Source organism: Mangrovibacterium marinum, assembly GCF_003046625.1.
Taxonomy (GTDB): Bacteria; Bacteroidota; Bacteroidia; order Bacteroidales; family Prolixibacteraceae; genus Mangrovibacterium; species Mangrovibacterium marinum.
In genome coordinates this window covers 14099-31102 of record NZ_QAAD01000033.1, presented here as the reverse complement: position 1 = coordinate 31102, position 17004 = coordinate 14099, and the positions used below count along the sequence as shown (strand labels likewise).

At 47.9% G+C, this 17004-nt stretch carries 12 protein-coding genes and 1 pseudogene; 9 read left to right on the top strand and 4 right to left on the bottom strand.

Annotation, left to right across the window (positions count from 1 at the left end; genetic code table 11):
• Positions 1–600 precede the first annotated feature (600 nt).
• A complete protein-coding gene (locus C8N47_RS17780) occupies positions 601–2487 on the top strand; it encodes an outer membrane protein assembly factor BamB family protein (RefSeq protein WP_107823923.1) in 1887 nt (628 codons plus the stop codon).
• Positions 2488–2951: 464 nt separating this feature from the next.
• On the opposite strand, the gene C8N47_RS17775 is transcribed toward C8N47_RS17780, so the two are convergent.
• Positions 2952–3692, bottom strand: a complete 741-nt coding sequence (locus tag C8N47_RS17775; RefSeq protein WP_107823922.1) for an RHS repeat domain-containing protein — start codon at positions 3690–3692, stop codon at positions 2952–2954.
• A gap of 732 nt (positions 3693–4424) precedes the next feature.
• On the opposite strand from C8N47_RS17775, the gene C8N47_RS17770 reads away from it, so the two are divergent.
• Entirely contained in the window at positions 4425–5417 is a 993-nt protein-coding gene (locus C8N47_RS17770; RefSeq protein ID WP_107823921.1) for an adenosine kinase, read from the top strand.
• A 63-nt stretch (positions 5418–5480) separates the two neighbouring features.
• Here C8N47_RS17770 and C8N47_RS17765 read toward each other — a convergent pair whose 3' ends face one another.
• Both C8N47_RS17765 and C8N47_RS17760 read right to left on the bottom strand, forming a co-directional pair.
• Positions 5481–6095, bottom strand: coding sequence for a deoxynucleoside kinase (locus C8N47_RS17765; RefSeq protein ID WP_107823920.1), 615 nt, complete (start codon positions 6093–6095; stop codon positions 5481–5483).
• A 53-nt stretch (positions 6096–6148) separates the two neighbouring features.
• Complete coding sequence (locus C8N47_RS17760; RefSeq protein WP_107823919.1) at positions 6149–7681, bottom strand: GH3 auxin-responsive promoter family protein; 1533 nt, start codon at positions 7679–7681, stop codon at positions 6149–6151.
• A gap of 180 nt (positions 7682–7861) precedes the next feature.
• On the opposite strand from C8N47_RS17760, the gene C8N47_RS17755 reads away from it, so the two are divergent.
• The 6 genes and pseudogenes from C8N47_RS17755 (at position 7862) to C8N47_RS17730 (ending at position 14564) form a co-directional block, all read left to right on the top strand.
• Positions 7862–8401 (top strand): CvpA family protein, encoded by a 540-nt coding sequence (locus C8N47_RS17755; RefSeq protein ID WP_107823918.1) that lies wholly within the window; start codon positions 7862–7864, stop codon positions 8399–8401.
• Positions 8343–8687, top strand: a pseudogene (locus C8N47_RS19155) (DUF3667 domain-containing protein); the annotation flags it as partial. The gene C8N47_RS17755 and the pseudogene C8N47_RS19155, both read left to right, overlap by 59 nt.
• Positions 8688–8729: 42 nt before the next feature.
• On the top strand, positions 8730–9380 hold the full coding sequence (locus C8N47_RS18955; protein WP_245915752.1) for a hypothetical protein: 651 nt from the start codon (positions 8730–8732) through the stop codon (positions 9378–9380).
• Positions 9381–10776: 1396 nt separating this feature from the next.
• Positions 10777–12075, top strand: a complete 1299-nt coding sequence (tyrS, locus tag C8N47_RS17740) for a tyrosine--tRNA ligase (RefSeq protein WP_245915751.1) — start codon at positions 10777–10779, stop codon at positions 12073–12075.
• A gap of 95 nt (positions 12076–12170) precedes the next feature.
• Complete coding sequence (locus C8N47_RS17735) at positions 12171–13124, top strand: GumC domain-containing protein (RefSeq protein ID WP_107823916.1); 954 nt, start codon at positions 12171–12173, stop codon at positions 13122–13124.
• A 3-nt stretch (positions 13125–13127) separates the two neighbouring features.
• Positions 13128–14564: an O-antigen ligase family protein gene (locus C8N47_RS17730; RefSeq protein ID WP_107823915.1), complete on the top strand. Its 1437-nt coding sequence runs from the start codon at positions 13128–13130 to the stop codon at positions 14562–14564.
• A 1156-nt stretch (positions 14565–15720) separates the two neighbouring features.
• Here C8N47_RS17730 and efp read toward each other — a convergent pair.
• A complete protein-coding gene (efp, locus tag C8N47_RS17725) occupies positions 15721–16290 on the bottom strand; it encodes an elongation factor P (RefSeq protein ID WP_107823924.1) in 570 nt (189 codons plus the stop codon).
• A gap of 52 nt (positions 16291–16342) precedes the next feature.
• Here efp and C8N47_RS18815 point away from each other — a divergent pair, with 52 nt between their 5' ends.
• The gene (locus C8N47_RS18815) at positions 16343–16585 is read left to right on the top strand and encodes a hypothetical protein (RefSeq protein WP_170111440.1); all 243 of its coding nucleotides are present in this window, start codon (positions 16343–16345) and stop codon (positions 16583–16585) included.
• Positions 16586–17004: the final 419 nt, after the last annotated feature.

Sequence of the window (17004 nt, the reverse complement as noted above, 5' to 3'; positions counted from 1 at the left end):
CGCTCAATGATTCTTGGGAATTCTTCGACAGGATTCATAGTAGAAAATTTTATTGGTACGTAGATACCGCAAGTTAATTCACTTTCATTCCTGTTGGTGATTCCCGGGAATCATGTAGGTTTTTTCTGAAAGTCTACCACGTAAAGACGCTAAAGCACAATGTCGATAACTGATTTTGATTAGAAGTGGAACGACAACCCGACAACTTTTGAAAACAATGACAACAGAAGCGTGCCCAAATAGTGAACTTTCATTCCTGTTGGTGATTCCCGGGAATCATGAAGGTTTTTTATACAACTCTACCAGCTAACTGCATAGCGCTGTTCCATTCGCAATAAACTTTGTTTGGGTCAATTCATAACAATAGTTTCTACGATTCCGACCCGGAATGATGGGAGCGGAAGACAGTTGAATTTGGGCGATCTGTTGATTCAAGGTTTGTCTCGAATACATGCATTACCAGTAATATAACTGTCCCTCTTATTTTATCCTTTAAACTAACCGGATGCTGAGGTTTGTGAATGGGCAGGAAAAAGACAACTGAATCTTTAACTGCGATATTGCGTAGCCTTAGTTATTATCACTTTAAAACCGGCTATCATGACAAATAAAACCGTTAGTTTTCTGCTGCTCTTCATGACATTTTTAGGAACTACTTATGCCTCAGATGCACTGTGGGCACTAAACCTCGACAAAGAAGTTGCCTGGACCAAACATACCGAATGTGGTATTCTTCTGGTGGCAACGAACGACTATGTGTTAAAAGGTATAGATGCCAATACGGGGGAATTGCTGTGGGAAAGCGATTTGCTGAAAGGTTCGAAAAGCGTAAAAGGACCGGATGGTAAGAAGATGGATTTCAATGATCAACATGTTTTTGTCTTGGAGGATGAGGAGGTGAAAGAGATCGCAAACTTCGCCATGATCAAGTTTAATGATAATATGGGGTCTAAAAACTTTGGGCTTATAAATATGAAAACCGGAGAGCTGATTGTCAGTCCTGAAAAAGCAGGTATGCCAATCCAAAAGGTACTGGGGAAGATGATGGCCACATTCAATTATAACGGTTCCGGTTATGTCCCCGAAATACGGGCTGCCATTCTATCGGCCGAATGGGTTGACTATCAGGAGAAGGGAAATCCCGAGTATACCGTGACTAAAGTGCTTGACCTACCGTCGGGCAATGTTCGCTGGGAAAGCCAGGAAATAGCAAGCGATGTGTTGCCTGTGGTTACAAGCGATGGCAACCTGTTGTTTGCCGGGAAACGAAGAATTGCAAAATTGAATGCGAATGACGGATCCGTAATCTGGAGTTTTGATATCACCGAGAAGAAGCAGACGTTCGAAAATTTTGATACCGATATCGCCATGAAGAACGGCTATTTTTTCGAGAAAGTTCGTAACTCCGGGCAGGTTACCGCACTTGACCTTTCAACGGGGAAACGCCTTTGGACAAAGGAACTAAAATTGAAAGAAGTACCGACACTGAAAGCGATAAAGGCCGGGGTGATGGTGATCGACTCCAAATCATTCGAGATGTACGATATTGCAACAGGCGACATTCGATGGACTGTAAAAAAAGTAACCGGTGATGTGGTCGATTTGGGCAGCCGGGGCATTGCGATTATTCAGAAAGAGAAGTTTCTTAAACTTATCGATGAGGAAACCGGAGCCGATATCTGGGAACAAAAGATTAAAGGCATCCGCATCGACCAGGTTGTTGGTGCCGGACTGATGTACGTCGACGATAAAAATCGCTTAGGCGTTATCGACTACCAGGGCCAATTAAAGTGGGCAAAAAAAGGGATGTTGCCGGCACCTGAGCTGCGCATACGTCCCGAGTTTAATACTGAAATCATCTATGCCGATGGAAAAATCTATACCGTGGATTTACAAAATGCTGACTGGGATGTATTAATTGGAAAGGTCGGTTTTGAAGGCAAGGAGACCCCCGAAAGACTCGAACTTTTGGGTCAGGGCTTGTTGTTGAGCTCAAGTCAGAATCTTTTTTTGTTCACCACTTCCGGAGATGTCGTTTATCACAAATACTGGGAAGCACCGGGGCTTAGTTTAGCGGCCAAAATTGCCTTGCGAACACTGCAGGCTGCCTCTTATGCGGTAGCAGCTGGTTCGGCAGCCCAGGCCGGTTACCTTAAAGGTCAGAACATGGGCTTCAGTACCTGGGAAACCGATCGACTGGAAATGCAGGCTGAATCGTGGGGAGGAGTCGGAGATGCGGCAGCACAGGAAGTGCGAAAGAAGTTCACAGCCTCGAAAAGTAAAGGAAACTACAATCTTATCTTAACGATTGTGGGTGATGGCGGACAGAATAAAGGATCCGGAATTGTTAAGGTGGATGTTCATACCGGCGACGAGCTTAACAGCATTCAACTGGGCGATAAGAAACCAGTATACGATTACGACCCTGTAACCGGACAATTATTCTTTAAAGCCGACAAAAAACAAATTGAAAGCTATCAGCTATAACTGCTTTTTAGGGGGCCCGATCATGAGTGCTGAGTCGTCATTGATGCTCAATCATTGTCATCTGTCGTTAGTCCGATATCTCAACAATCCAGTAATCCAGCAAATTTAACCGCGAAGAACGCAGAGAAGACACAGGGTTCCGCAGAGCGTTTCAATTGTTTATTGAATATTGGCTATTGGAAATTCAAAGTCAGTCGTAACAGCAATTTAACAAGTCCGGGAGTTCAGTGCTCCAGCTATCCAACAATCCAGTAGTCTGAACATCTATTATCTTTTACCACGAAGACCAAAAAGGTTTACGCAAAGGTTTCACAAAGGAAGGTACTGGTTTCTCAGTGTCTTCCGTCTGGCATCTAGTGTCTTTTTCGCTCAAAGTCCACCAATCCGGATGTTTGAATTAACAAAGGCCGGCCGAGTGGCCAGCCTTTTATTGTTTTTCGTGTGTGTGTTGGAAAGCGATATTCCTATTGATAGCTGTAGGTAATGTAACTGGTGTCGGTGTCGTCGCCATCTAAATATTGCACTGTCGTACTTGTGGCATATCCGTCCTGGTCGTAAGTGGTGTCAAAGTGCACTTCTGCTTGAACCAACCCATTCATGTCTTTGATGATGATGCTTTCGATGTTGTTATAGGGCAACAGCTTGTAGGCTTTTACAATCGATGGTGAAGTGCTGCCAAAATCCAGCTCTACATCGTTCAGCACGTCGATGATACCACCTGCTTTTAGGGTGTAGTAGAAGGGATTAGGCTTGGCAGCGTAGCTAAGCTCGGCGATTAGCATTTCCTCCTCGTCGTTGTAGTCGCTGCTCTCAAAGATCTCCAGCTTGGAGGGGTTGCCGTTGTCGTCGTATTCCTGCACATTACCTTCTTCAAAGGCGTCGTAGGGGGCCTCGTAAAGCTCGCTGATCTCAAAAGTTTCGTCGGATCCTGTGATGCTTGTTAAATTACTCTCTGAGTCATAATTGAAGAAGCGGCTGCCGTCACCGTCTGTAATGCTGGTCAGTCGCTTTTGGCCATCGTAATTGAATTGGAGTGTGACATCTTCTTCGTATTCGTCGGCTGCGTCATAGCGGACTTGTTTGAGTAATTTTTCGCTAACATCCTTATTCGCATCCTCAAAGCCTTCATCTAATGAGGATGAACTGCTGCACGAAAATAGAACCAGTGCCGTTACTAAGGGCAAAAATGAAATCGATTTTCTCATCTTTGAAAAATTTTAAATTTGATTTATTGGAATATTTTGTCTGTTAAAAGCAGAGTAATACAATTTAAGATAAACAAGTCTGTCGATCCAAATTTTGGCGGATTTATTTTTCGAAATATATCAGTCTGGTGTGCAATCCACTCATTCCACACATTCCAACAATCCGGGAGTCCGGTAATAAGTGAGCAGTCACAGTGATCAGTCGGGAGACGTGAGTCTTGAGTCTTGAGTCTTGAGTAGTCATTAATGGTCATTGATAGTCATTGGTTGTCATTTGGTTGTTGGTACATGAGTCCGATAGTCCGATAGTCCAGCAATCTGAACATCGATTATCTTTTACCACGAAGACACAAAGGATTACACAAAGTTTCTCAAAGGAGTTGTTGGTTATTAGTCCTTGTTGGTTCTCTCTTTAGGAAGTCAGAGGGTAAAACAAGGGCGGGCGATTTGTTACTGGTTACTGGTTGCTGGTTGCTGGTCCATCAGGCATTTATTCCGTCAATCCATCAATCCTGTAATCTAATAATCCAGTAATCTGTCTACTGCGACTGTGACTGCGACTGCGACTGTGACTGTGACTGCGACTGTGACTGTGACTGTGACTGCCTTCGACTTCTTCCAATCGTCAATGGTAAATCGTTAAATTGTAAATTATCACTGGCTGCGACTTCTTCAATCCGTCAATCCGGCAATCCATCAATCCGGCAAGCGCTTTTTTCTTATTTTTGCGCCATGGAAAACGCTCAAAAGACAATCGTAGGAATTGGTAATGCCTTGGTTGACGTGTTGGTTCAGCTGAAAGATGACCATTTGTTGGAACAGTTTGGACTGCCCAAGGGGAGCATGACGCTGGTTGATGCTGATACCTCGCAGAAGATCCTGTCGGCGACTGCCGGACTGGAGTCGGCTCGCGAAACCGGTGGCTCTGCGGCCAATACCGTGCGTGGCATTGCTCAGCTGGGCGCAAAAACGGCTTTTATCGGTAAGATAAACGCGGATGAGATGGGACACTTTTTCCGGAAATCCTTTGAAGACTTGCAGATCAAGCCTCATTTGTTAACCGGCAACATTCCTTCGGGGGTGGCAGCTACGCTTATCAGTCCCGACTCGGAGCGTACCTTCGGAACCTATCTGGGCGCTGCCAGCGAGATGGTGGCCAGTGAGCTGTCCGACGAGTTGTTTGCCCCTTACGATTACCTGCATATCGAAGGCTACCTGGTGTTTAACCACGAGCTGATTGAAGGAATTTTGAAGATCGCCAAGAAGAACGGGTTGATCATTTCGCTGGATATGGCCAGTTTCAACGTGGTGGAGGCTAATCTTGACTTTCTGAAACGGCTGGTCAATGACTATGTAGACATTGTGTTTGCCAACGAGGAAGAAGCCAAGGCTTTTACCGGCAAGGAGCCGGAGGAAGCATTGCTCGAAATCGCTGAGCAATGTTCGGTGGCCGTGGTGAAAATTGGTAAAGAAGGATCGCTCATTAAGGCCGGTGGGCAGCAGGTGCGCGTTGCGGCGACCACGGTGAATGTTGTGGATACGACCGGTGCCGGCGATGTTTATGCCTCGGGATTTCTGTATGGGCTGGCCAATGGTTTTAGCCTGGCCAACTGTGGCAAGCTGGGCGGTATGCTGGCTGCTGAAGTGATTCAGGTGGTGGGAGCCAAAATTCCCGATCAGGCTTGGCCCAAGCTATTGGCCGCCGTTGAGGAAATGAAAGCATAAGTTTTACAAAGCCTTACTTACCGGGTGACTTTGGAATCACCCGGTGAGTAAGGATAACTTCTGCTAAAACAACCCGTGAATGCTGGCGTCAATCTTATCGATAATGCCACTCAGGTCTTCCGGGTTTTGGGTGAAATCAATCTTATCGACATTTACAATCAGTAGTTTACCCTCCTGGTAGCGGTCGATCCACGCTTCGTAGCGCTCGTTGAGCTGCTTGAGGTAGTCGATGCGGATGGAGTTTTCGTAGTCGCGCCCGCGCATCTGGATCTGGTTTACCAGGGTGGGTACGCTCGCCCGCAGGTAGATCAGCAAATCCGGTGCTTTTACCAGTTTGCTCATCAGCTGAAAAAGGCTGCTGTAATTCTTAAAATCCCGGGTCGACATCAGCCCCATAGCGTGTAAGTTGGGCGCAAAAATCTCCGCATCCTCGTAGATTGTCCGGTCTTGAATAACCGTCTCCCCCGAGTTGTGAATATCCAGAATCTGGTTGAACCGACTGTTCAGAAAGTAGATCTGCAAGTTGAAGGACCAGCGTTGCATATCCTCGTAAAAGTCGTTCAGATAGGGATTTTCATCCACATCCTCGTAGTGGGGCATCCACCCATAGTGCTTGGCCAGCAAGGCGGTGAGTGTTGTTTTTCCGGCGCCGATATTTCCGGCTATAGCGATATGCATAGTATTCTGTTTTTCGTGTTTGTTGTACAAATTTAAAAAATGCCTGCCGGCTGTCAGTCCTGATTGCCAAAATTCTTTTTCTGCAAGTCCAGCAGTTCATCCAAATAGGCCCGGTCGTTGGCCAGACGCGGAATCTTATTTTGCCCGCCAATTTTGCCGCGTTGCTTCATCCATTCGTAAAATAAGCCTTCGGGGGCTACCGTTACCCGTGGCGGATCCAGGGTGATGCTTTTGTGGCGTTTGGCCTCATAATCCGAGTTCAGTGTTTTCAGCGTTCCGTCCAGCACCGATACAAAGTGATCCAGCTCGTCGGGCAGCTGATCAAACTCAATGATCCACTGGTGGGCTCCCCGGCTGTTCTGGCTCATAAAAACAGGGCCGGCTGTATATTCGCGGATGATGGCCGAAGTACGCTCGCAGGCTACCTTAAGGGCTTCCTCGGCATTGTCGATGATCAGCTCCTCGCCAAAAGCATTGATGAAGTGCTTGGTGCGTCCGGTAATTTTAATCTTGAACGGATAGCGCTGGGTGAATTTTACTGTGTCGCCAATCAGGTAGCGCCATAAGCCGCCGTTGGTGCTGATTACCATGGCGTAGTTTTTATCCAGCTCCACCTCGTCCAGCGAAATGGCCCGCCGGTTCTCCTGATGAAACTCGTCCATCGGGATGAATTCGTAGTAGATGCCATAGTCGAGCATCAGCAGCAAATCATTGCTCTCCGGATTGTCCTGAATAGCAAAAAATCCTTCCGACGCATTGTAGGTTTCCATATAGTTCATCAGCTCCGAGGGAATCAGCTGCCGGTATTGCTCGCGGTAAGGGTCAAACTTGATGCCCCCGTGAATGAACACTTCCAGATTGGGCCACACCTCCAGGATATTTTTCTTTCCCGTTGCTTCGAGTACCCGTTGTAACAGCACCAGGTTCCACGAAGGAACACCAGCCAGTGAGGTGACATTCTCATCGCGGCTTTGCTCAATAATCTTGGCCACCTTTTCGTCAAATTCCTCAATCAGCGCAACTTCTGCCGGCGGTATGCGGATGAAGTCCGACCAAAACGGCGTGTTTTCAATCAGGATGGCCGACAGGTCGCCGTAATAGGAGTTGTTGTTGAAGCTGTTCACCCGGTGGCTGCCTCCCAGGGTGAGCGACTTGCCGTACAAAACCCGCGACTCGGGGTTATTCTTCAGGTACATAGCCAGCACATCCTTAAACCCGCGGAAGTGAACCTCCTCGAGCGATTGCTTGCTCACCGGTATAAACTTACTCTTATCGTTGGTGGTGCCCGACGATTTGGCAAACCATTTGGTCTCGCCGGGCCAAAGAATATTTTTCTCGCCCTTCAGCAAGCGGTCAATGTCAGCCGAGTAGGCTTCATAGTTGCGAATGGGAACCCGTTCCTTGAAGTCTTGTTCGCGACTGATAGTCCGGAAATCGTATCGTCGTCCGATCTCGGTATCCCGGGCTTCGTCCAACAACTCGAAAAGCACTTCCCGTTGTGTTTCTATCGGATGCTTTTTGAACAAGTCGATTTCGTAAATACGCTTGTAGTTGAGCCAATTAACGATTGAGGTGATGATGGTCATTCGTCGTTGTTCTTACGTTCTCAACGAAAATAAGCTTTTCCGGCAGAATGCTCGAAGCGAAAGTCATAAATTTTATAAATAAAAGCAGAATGCCGGTTAAAAGTGCTTCATGCCCCCTTGGCTGCGTTTTAACAACGAATAATTTTTATTTTTAGCTTTTAAAATCAACCTGTCCGTATTATGAACTATATCGATCTTGTGCTTGGGATTCTTCTGTTGGTGGCCGCCGTGCGGGGCTTTATTAAGGGGTTTGTGATTGAGTTGGCCTCCCTGGCAGCCCTGATTCTTGGCATTTGGGGCGCGATCCACTTTTCGCATTTCACCGCTGGTTTTATCACCAACAGCTTCAATTGGAACAGCGAGTATGTGGGCTTGGTGGCCTTTATTGTAACCCTGCTGGTTATTGTTGTTCTCGTTCATCTGATAGGACGCTTGCTGACCAAAGTTGTGGAGGCCATGGCCCTGGGGGTGCTGAACCATCTGGCGGGAATGCTCTTTGGGGTCTTAAAAGCGGCATTAATCCTGAGTGTAGTTTTGGTCTTGTTCGACCATGTCGATAAAGATGTTCATATCCTGTCGGAGGAAAGCAAGGAGGAATCGCAGGTGTATGAGCCACTAAAAAATCTGGTGCCCACCTTGATGCCCTTCCTGAATTTTTGGGATGCTGTTAATGATGAACCCAATCAACGGAAAACAAATGAATCTAAAAGGATGGTTTAAACGAGAGCGACTGCCAATAGAGGAGCTCGAGCCTCACGATTGCCCAAATTGCGGAACCACTTTTCAAGGCTACTATTGTCCCAATTGCGGTCAGTCGGATACCGAGTTTGATCGACCGTTCGGCTTTGTGTTCTACAATTTTATGGGCGATTTTTTCGCCTTTGATTCTCGTTTCTTTCAAACATTCAGGTACTTGTTGCTTAAGCCTGGTTTTTTGACAAGCGAGTTTTTGGAAGGTCGAAGACAACGTTACGCGCCTCCGTTTCGGATATTCATTTTTTTTAGTTTTGTGTTGTTCTTATTACTACAACTTTTGACCGGTCGGGTGTTGAAAGACGATGTCGATTGGTCGCCTAAAAACGAAGAGCAGCTTGTTGCTGTCGATTCTTTATCCCGTCAGTTAGGTGATCATGTAGCTTCGGATACCGTTAATCAGTCTACCGACATTAAGGTTGACAGTTTGTTTACCAATGGTCCGTTGGAGAGCAAATTGCAGATCCTGGCCAGAAGTGTCGATCAAAAACTTCAGGAGGAAACGGATCCCGAGGAACAGGAAAGTTTGCTTCGAATGAAGTACAATCTAAGTTCTCCAAGAGCCCTGACCAATACTTTTTTAAAATATCTCTCCTGGGCTTTCTTTTTGATGCTGCCTGTTTTGGCCGTTCTACTTTCCGGTTTTTACTGGAGGCGTAAGCTGCGTTTTATTCGACATCTGGTTTTCTCGGTGCATATTCACTCGTTCGTGTTTTTATTGAATATTTTGTTGGTTGCCTTGTCTTTGATCTGGCATTTGCCGGGCTGGATTTTTGGACTATCAATTCTCGGAGGTAACGTCTATATCTATATGGCATTGAAACGGTTTTACGGACAGGGCTATCTCAAGACTTTTGTCAAGTTTCTAATGCTGGGGGGCGTGTACATCTTGTGCGTTTCAACTGCTATTGTTTGGGTTATCTACAATGCCTATATGAACTTGTAAAGATAGAATGCCTCCATTCCACCCGCGATGTTGGGAAAAGCGCTGTGGTTGTTATGTCTGTGGTGGTCATTGTTGATCATTGATGGTCAATCATTGTCATCTGTCGGGAGACGTGAGTCGTGAGTCTTGAGTCGTGAGTCATGAGTCTTGAGTCTTGAGTCTTGAGTTGTTAGTCCTTGTTGGTTCTCCCTTTAGGGAGTCAGCGGGTAAAACAAGGACGGGCGATTTGTTGCTGGTTACTTGTTACTGGTTGCTTGTTGCTGGTTCATCTGGCATTCAGTCCATCCATCAATCCATCAATCCTTCAATTTGTCCATCAATCCGACCATCCGAAAATCCAGTAGTCCGTGTACTGCGACTGCGACTGCGACTGTGACTGCGTTTGCGACTTCTTCCAATCGTCAATGGTAAATCGTTAAATTGTAAATTGTCCTTGGCGCTTTTTCCAAGATCGAAGGGCGGGCGGGGGCGTTCTATCCCGGGGTGCCGCTCCTTGCCTACCAAAGGCAGGCTTCGTCGCTCTGCCCCGGGCTGAATTAACCTGGCCTTTCAGGCTGGTGCTCTCTTCAACTTGAAGCTTGTTGCTGGTTATTAGTCCTTGTTGGTTCTCCCTTTAGGGAGTCAGAGGGTAAAACAAGGACGGGCGATTCGTTGCTGGTTGCTGGTTGCTTGTTACTGGTTGCTGGTTGCTTGTTGCTGGTTACTTGTTGCTGGTTCATCAGGCATTCAGTCCGTCAATCCTTCAATTTGTCCATCAATCCATCAATCCAGCCATCCAGTAATCTGAATATCCAGTGATCCGTCAACTGCGACTTCTTCCAATTGTCAATGGTAAATCGTTAAATTGTAAATTGTCCTTGGCGCTTTTTCCAAGATCGAAGGGCGGGCGGGGGCGTTCTATCCCGGGGTGCCGCTCCTTGCCTACCAAAGGCAGGCTTCGTCGCTCTGCCCCGGGCTGAATTAATCAGGCCTTTCAGGCTGGCAGCTTACTAGTTGCTGATTGCTGGTTCATCAGGCATTCATTCCGTCAATCCTTCAATCCATCAATCCGTCCATCCTTCCAACAATCCAGTAGTCTACGACTGCGACTGCGACTGCGACTGCGACTGTGACTGCGACTGTGACTGCGACTGCGACTGCGACTGCGACTGTGACTGTGACTGTGACTGTGACTGTGACTGCGACTGCGACTGAACACTGATCACTGATCACTGAACACTGGCTTACCGGACTCATCCGTCCTTGCGGTATGTTTTCGCAAATTTCCATTTGTCGATAAAGCTGCGATTCATTTCCGGCTTAACGGTTCATTTTTATATCTTTGCCCGGATTTTGATTTCCCCGGCGGGAAGTCAATACAGCTTACGAAAAACATAAAAGCAAAGACATACAGACCATGACGATGAATTTTGTTGAAGAATTACGCTGGAGAGGCATGCTCCACGATATGATGCCCGGTACGGAAGAGCAACTGCAGAAAGAGATGACAACGGCTTATGTGGGATTCGACCCGACAGCTGAGTCGTTGCACATAGGTAGTTTAGCGCCTATTTTGTTGTTGAAACGCTTCCAGATGGCTGGCCATAAGCCCCTGGCGCTGGTTGGCGGTGCTACCGGCATGATTGGCGACCCTTCGGGAAAATCGCAGGAACGCAACCTGCTGAACGAGGAAACCCTGCAGCGCAACCTGGATGGTATTCGCAAGCAATTGGCGAAGTTCCTCGACTTTGAGAGTGAGGCCGAAAATAAGGCGGTGATGGTGAATAACTACGACTGGATGAAGCAATTGAGCTTTCTCGATTTTATCCGCGACGTGGGGAAACACATCACGGTAAACTATATGATGGCGAAGGATTCGGTGAAGAAACGTTTCGATCCGGATTCCAAAGCAGGGATGTCATTCACCGAGTTTACCTACCAGCTGGTACAAGGCTACGACTTCTACTGGTTGAACCAAAATATGAACTGTAAGCTTCAGATGGGGGGCTCCGATCAGTGGGGAAATATTACAACCGGTACCGAGCTTATTCGCCGTAAATCTGATGGAGAGGCTTTTGCCTTGACCATTCCTTTGATTAAAAAGGCCGATGGAACCAAGTTTGGTAAAACGGAGTCGGGTAATGTGTGGCTCGATCCGAAGCTGACTTCACCCTACAAATTCTACCAGTTCTGGTTGAATACAACCGACGAAGATGCTGAAAATTATATCCGCATTTTCACCTTTCTGTCGCAGGAGGAAATCAATGCCTTAATTGACGCTCACCGGGAAGCTCCGCATCAGCGCGAACTGCAGAAAAAGCTCGCTGAGGAAGTGACTGTGATGGTTCACTCACGCGAAGATTATGAGATGGCCGTTGAGGCATCGCAAATCCTCTTTGGCCGCGGAACAGCTGAGGTGCTTCGTAAGCTGGACGAGTCAACCTTCCTCTCTGTTTTTGAAGGGGTGCCGCAGTTTACCGTCGCCAAAGCCGATTTGGCCGCCGGGGTGAATGTGGTTGACCTGCTGGCCGACCATGCCGCCGTTTTCCCGTCGAAAGGGGAACTGCGCCGAACCATCAAAGGTAACGGACTGTCTATTAATAAAGACAAGATTACCGATCAGGAATTGACGGTGAACGACGATTTCCTGATTGGCGGAAAATATATCCTGGTGCAAAAAGGCAAGAAAAATTACTTCCTGCTAATCGCCGAATAATCCCAACGGATGGAATTTTTTAAAAGCAGATCTCCTGTACTAAACAGGGGATCTGTTCGTTTATATGCACGACTAATCCTCATCAATGATCGCTTATGAAAGAATACCTCGATAGCCGCGCTTTATTCAAGTTGTTGTGGGCGTGGAAGATCCACCTGGCCTTGCTGGGGGGCGCCGTAATGTTGCTGGCTGTCCTCTTTTCATCTTCCCTGTTTATAACACCGCTGTACAAGTCGCAGGCACGCCTGTACCCGGTTAATGCAAGGGCTTTTTCCGAAGAGTCGGAGAGTGAGCAGATGCTCGAGGTTATTGGTTCCTCCGACCTGAAACGAAAAATGATTGAGACCTTTTCGCTGGTCGAACGCTACAAGATCGATTCGCAGTCGCGCGCAGTGCATGCCAAAGTGCTGAAAGCCTACGATAAGCATGTGACCTGCGTGAAAACCCGCTACGAAACCGTGGAAATCAGCATCCTTGATCGTGATCCGAAGATGGCCTGCGCCATGGTCGATTCGCTGATGAGTTTCTACAATGCTAAAATGCTGGCCATGCACCGCGAGAAATACCAAGGTCAGCTGGCAGCTTTTCAGCAGGATATGAGCCGCAAACAGGCCGATATTGATAGCCTGGACAGCCGGCTGTCGGCTTACCGGCAACGCTACGGACTGCTGGACTATCAAAGCCAGACCGAGCAGCTAACCCTGGGCTATGCCGAGGCGCTGGCTCGTGGTGCCTCGCGGGCATCGGTCGATGAGTTGAAAAAACGATTGGACTTGCTGGCCGAGCGGGGAGGAACCTTCCGGCAGATGCAGGCCCGGATGACGGAACTGCTGCAGCAACGCGAACAAATTGGTCGGCAGCTGGAAGAAATCCTGAGCCAGATTAATCGACGGGAGAACTTCTCGGTGCTGGTGGAGGCGCCCTTCCCGGCGGATAAAAAGTCGTATCCTACACGCTGGCTCATTGTGCTGGCCAGCCTGCTGTCGGCCGAATTTCTGGCTGTCTTGCTAATCTTACTGATGGACTCGTCGAACCAAGTGAAGAGCTAGTTTGTGCCCATTCCCCGCAATAAAATAAAACTCGTTTACGGGCTGATAGCCTTGTTTACAACAGTCAACCTTTGGCTGGTGGTTTCTCGTGGATGGCTATGGTTCAATCTGCTGCCGGTGGCTATGGCCCTGGTGCTGGCGGCTTTCCGTAGGCTTAACCACCTGCTCTTGCTCATTGTTTTGTTCACCCCGCTGAGCCTCCCGCTGCAAACAATTGTCCCCGGCTTTTCCTTCGATATGAACTTACCCACCGAGCCGCTGTTGGTGGGGGTGCTGCTGTTGTTCCTGCTGAGGATGGCTCAAAAGCCCATCGTGAAGCCCGGACTGCTGCGGCATCCGGTGAGTGTGGCTCTGTTGGTCTATCTGGGCTGGATGTTGCTGACTTGCCTGAGCAGTACCATGCCGGTGGTGTCGCTGAAATACTGGCTGTCGAAATTGTGGTTTGTAGTGGCTTTTTATTTTCTGGCTTTCCGCCTGCTGGAGGATCCGAAAAATTTCTACCGCTTTGTGCTGCTTTATGCCAGCGGCTTCTTGCCTGTTATTGCCTATTCCTGGTGGCGACAGGCCGGCTATGGCTTTTTCGATCATCGGGCGGCCAACTTTGTGATGTATCCTTTTTTTAGCGATCACACCTCCTATGGTGCCATGCTGGTATTTTTCATTCCGGCCTTATTCGTCCTTACCCGCATGCCCGAACTGAGGCGCCGCTGGCGACTGCTGGCCACCCTGGAGTTGGCCGTATTTGCGGTGGCTTTGGTTTTGTCGTACACCCGCGCAGCATGGCTGAGTTTGGTTGTGGCGGCCGCCGTGCTGCCCCTGCTGCTGTTGAAAGTTCGCTTCCGAAACCTGCTGCTTACAGCAGGCGTTGTGTTGGTGGCTCTTTGGGCTTTTCAGGATGTGCTTGTTGAGCAGTTGTCGGCTAATAAGCAGCAGTCGTCGGGTAAGCTGGCCGGCCACCTCGAGTCCATGTCCAACATTTCGACCGATGCCTCCAATGTGGAGCGGCTGAACCGCTGGAGCAGTGCGCTGGCCATGTTTGGCGAGAAGCCGTTGACAGGCTGGGGGCCGGGAACCTATATGTTTCAGTATGCCCCTTTTCAGCGCACCGACCTGCGCACCATCATCAGCACCAACTCGGGCGACGGCGGCAATGCACACAGCGAGTATCTGGGAGCATTGGCCGAGTCGGGACTGCCGGGAATGCTCTCGCTGGCCGTGTTGGTGTTGGTGGTGCTGGCAACCGCTTTTCGGAGGTATGCCCGAACTACCGATCCCGGGCAGCGGGCGATAATCCTTGCCGTGACCATGGCGCTGGTCAGCTACTTTGTGCATGGCTTCCTGAATAACTTCCTGGACCAGGACAAAGCAGCCATCCCCGTCTGGTTTTTTGTGGCCGTGCTGGTGGCACTCGACTTGCAGCCTTCCGATAAAACGCCTTGAGCCGATGGTGCGCCTTGACCGGCTGACTTCATGTCGCCCTGTCAAGGCGACTTAGTTTCCCCAAAGGTATCTTCCCGATCGGCCCAATTTCCCTTTTTACCAAATCCCTGCTTTTAACTTGATAACGGATAGCTTTATGTAAGCTTCCTGTAAGAAAAGATACAGTAAGCATACAGAAACCTTACAGAAACCATACAGAAACCTGGGAGATGCCCTTGACTTTTCCCGATCAAATTAAGGCGAAAGTGTTCGGTTATCGGGTTGTCGTTGTTATAGGGTTGTCGTGGTTGTCACGAGTTGTCGGGTTGTCGTTCTAAACAGCATTAAACTCTCCTGATAATTACGCGGTGTGGCATTCAGCGATTTTTTAAAAAAGCCTACATGATTACGAGAAATCACCAACAGGGATGAAAGTGTAGTAGTTTTCGACTATGCTGTTGTCGTTGTTTTCAAAAGTTATCAAGTTGTTGTCCAAAACAGCGTCAACGAGCAAGGAGGTGGTTTGATCAACGAGGAGGAATTGGAATCGAGTGGCCTGGTTTTATTGAGGCCGGAATCAAACGAAAAGCTTCCTGCAATCCCGGAGGGATGCTATTTGGGTAGCTTAACGACGACAGGGGGAAATTCCGTCCCGCACGGGACGGGAGAGTCTGCTGTGTTGCCTTTGGTGCTACTCAAATTATACCGTTTTACAGGTTAATTTATGCTATGAAATAGGACGGTATAATGCCGATAGACTGAAAAGAGAGCATTGGAACGAAGTGATACGATGCGATACTTTTGAAGCTAATCGGTATTGCATGGCTAAAGCCATTGCTGAAAAGTATAAACTGTCCGGTAGGACAAAAGATCCTTTCTGAGCAAGAGTAGGAGAGAAAAAAGCAGGCTCTGAAACGTTATGGAAGGAATTTTCAAAGCGCATACCAGCAGCCCTCCGTAACTCTCCCCTAAATTGAACCAATCCTGTCGAATTGATTCAATTCTGTCCCCGCTCTGCAAGCAGAGCGGGGGCAACGGGAGTCATGCCCAAGGCATCCGCGATGCGGTTTGGAAACCGTGCCTACCGCAGGCAAGTGCATCCCCCGAATTGATTTTCAAAAAAAAAAAGCTCCTGCGGGAGCAGAAGCTTTAGCGATAAACCGGTTGGGGCGGTTTCTTATTTTTTCACACGTTCGCTGTAGGAGCGCTCGCGGGTGTCAATCTTCAGGATTTCACCTTCGTTGATAAACATCGGAACCATGATTTCGGCACCAGTCTCCAGTGTTGCTGGTTTCAGGGCTGTTGAGCTGGCGGTATTTCCTTTTTCGCCGGCAATGGTTGAAGTAACTTCCAGTTCCACGAAAGGAGGCAACTCAGCAGTCAGCGCTGTTTCGGTTTCGGCGTGGAAGTTAATCTCGATGATCTGACCTTCTTTCATCAGGTCTGAATTTTCAATCAACTCCGGATCGATGGTAACCTGCTCGAACGTTTCGGTGTGCATAAATACAAAACCCATATCATCTTTGTACAGGTATTGGTACGGACGACGCTCTACGCGCACGGTGTTTACTTTCACACCCGAGTTGAAGGTGTTTTCAATAACTTTTCCGGTTTTCACATTTTTCAGTTTGGTGCGCACAAAAGCGGGACCTTTACCGGGTTTTACGTGAAGAAATTGGATGATCGTAAAGAGTTGGCCGTTGAACTCAATCGTCATACCATTCTTAAAATCAGCTGTAGTTGCCATATCTTGAATAAATTTGTTGTTTTTCGAAATTTGCTGCAAAAGTAAGAAAATAATGACAAAAACAATCGCTCTGTTTTCAAATTCAACCGCCTTTGTTTTAGAAGGTTGTTTGGCTGTTTCGAATGGGATGAACCGGCAAGAGTGGATTGAAGAAGTCGCAGCCAGAGACAATTTACTATTTAACGATTTACCATTGACGATTGGAAGAAGGCGCAAGCGCAGTCACAGTCACAGACTACTGGATTTTCAGATTGTTGGATTACTGGATGAACGAATTGAAGGATTGAAGGATTGAAGGATTGATGGACCAGCAACCAGCAACCAGCAACCAGTAACCAGTAACCAGCAACCAGTAACCAGTACCCAACAACCCGCAACCAGCAACAAATCGCCCGTCCTTGTTTTACCCTCTGACTCCCTAAAGGGAGAACCAACAAGGACTAACAACCAGCAACCTCCTTTAACCGCAAAGAACAAAAGGAGACGCTGAGGGCGCAGAGAAAGACCGATCACAAATTACTCGAATTGGACCGCCCACATCCTCCTTCGATCTTGGGAAAAGCGCCAGAGACAATTTACTATTTAGCGATTTACCATTGACGATTGGAAGAAGTCGCAGTTGACGGATCACTGGATATTCAGATTACTGGATAGTCGGACTACCGGATGTTTAGATTACTGGAGTGATCGACAAATTGAAGGATTGAATGCCTG